General features: G+C 64.4%; 3 protein-coding genes and 1 pseudogene. 2 read left to right on the top strand and 2 right to left on the bottom strand.

The genetic code is table 11. The features are described 5' to 3' along the window. Positions 1-290 (bottom strand): annotated as a pseudogene (locus tag F615_RS0117385) (phage tail protein); the annotation flags it as partial. Between the two features lie 63 nt (positions 291-353). Here F615_RS0117385 and F615_RS0117380 point away from each other — a divergent pair. Further along, the gene (locus F615_RS0117380; protein WP_019562410.1) at positions 354-605 is read left to right on the top strand and encodes a type II toxin-antitoxin system Phd/YefM family antitoxin; all 252 of its coding nucleotides are present in this window, start codon (positions 354-356) and stop codon (positions 603-605) included. Next, positions 602-1,015 carry a type II toxin-antitoxin system VapC family toxin gene (locus tag F615_RS0117375; protein WP_019562409.1) on the top strand — a complete coding sequence of 138 codons (414 nt, stop codon included), beginning with the start codon at positions 602-604 and terminating at the stop codon, positions 1,013-1,015. The genes F615_RS0117380 and F615_RS0117375 overlap by 4 nt, the downstream gene beginning before the upstream one ends. 9 nt (positions 1,016-1,024) lie before the next feature. Here the strand turns inward: F615_RS0117375 and F615_RS0117370 are convergent. Further along, positions 1,025-1,423 (bottom strand): DUF6441 family protein (locus tag F615_RS0117370; protein ID WP_019562408.1); only part of this gene is annotated, 399 nt, incomplete at its 5' end.

The raw sequence follows: 1,423 nt of genomic DNA, 5'->3' as shown, positions 1-1,423 counted from the left end.
GTCTGCGCCGAGACACCGGACAGTTCCGCCGCCGGCACCAGGGTAGAGAGCGACTCCACCGTGATGCCCACGCGCTGCGAGAGCTTGTTGAGGGCATCGGCCGAATCCAGCGCCGACTTCACCATCGCGGCCAAGCCCGCCGCCGACAAGGCAACGCCGAGCCCGGCCAGCACGCCGTTGACGCTGCGGGCGGCGTCGGCCAGCCCACCCAAGCCCCGCTTGATCGAGTCGAAGGCCGCGCGCGTCTCGTCGACGGCGCGGATGAGGATCTGGGCGCGGTTGTTTGCCATGACTTGGTATCCCCTGACGCCTGCGCTAGAATCTGACCAGACTGGTTAGATTCGGAGGCCGCTATGCGCACTTGGCAAATTCAAGAGGCCAAAGCCCACTTGTCTGAACTCGTGCGGGACACGGAAAGCGCCGGCCCACAGGAGATCACTTGGCATGGAAGGGTTGTGGCCGTCGTGCTATCGAAGGCCGAATACGAACGGTTGACCGGTACCGGGCATTCGCTGGTTGAATTCATGCGCCGTTCCCCGTTGTTCGGCAGCGATGACATAGACCTCACGCGCGATGCCAGCCTCACCCGTGAGGTGTCGATTTGAGCTACCTGATCGACACCAATGTGCTGTCAGAACTGCGCAAGCGTGAGCCGGACGCCAAGGTCGCTCAGTGGTTTGCCAAGCGCCCGGCCAGCACCCTGTACTTGAGCGTGCTGACGCTTGGTGAGCTACGCAAAGGCATCGACGCACTGCCAGAAACGCCCCGTAAACTGGCGCTGCTTGATTGGCTGGAAGCCGAGTTGCCGATGTTTTTCGCGGGCCGGATTCTTGCGGTTGATTCCAAGGTCGCTGATCGATGGGGCCGCTTGGTGGCGCAGGCTGGCCGCCCCTTGCCTGCCATCGATAGTCTGCTGGCAGCCACGGCTTTGACCCATGGACTGACGCTGATCACGCGCAACCTCAAGGATTTTCAGCACCCGGATTTGGTGGTGCTTGATCCCTGGTCAGAGTAGACAACTCTGTCAGCGCAGCATGTCGTCCAGTTCCCGTTGAATCGCCCGCGCCAGCGCCGGCAGCGCCCGTTGCACCCCGGCGGCGAGGTCCAAGCGCCGCTTCAGATCCACCCGACGCACCAGCACGGCGATCGGAATCTCCTGGCCGCGCTGCAGGCGCTTGGCGCCGGAGCGCTCGCGCTCGGCGCGCTTGAAGCGCGCAAGTGGCGCGGCGTTCTCCCGGATGTTCTCGGCCATCAGCAGGACGCGACCGTTTTTCTCGACGAAGAAGGCGTTGCCCGAACGCATCAGGCCGTCGATGACCTGACGGAAGCGCTTGGGGCCGATGCGGGTGGGCAGCAGCGGGATCAGCATCCGGCCCGCCACCGTGCCGCCGTGCGTGTGGATGCCGAGCCAGGGGATTCGGCT

Source organism: Caldimonas manganoxidans ATCC BAA-369 (assembly GCF_000381125.1).
In the GTDB taxonomy this organism is placed as follows: domain Bacteria; phylum Pseudomonadota; class Gammaproteobacteria; order Burkholderiales; family Burkholderiaceae_C; genus Caldimonas; species Caldimonas manganoxidans.
Note: the sequence above shows the minus strand (reverse complement) of the source record. Positions and strands in the feature narration are given on the sequence as shown.

Bases quoted from the DNA above. Each gene is read 5' to 3' on its own strand.
- F615_RS0117380 (WP_019562410.1), top strand. From the start codon at position 354: ATGCGCACTTGGCAAATTCAAGAGGCCAAAGCCCACTTGTCTGAACTC.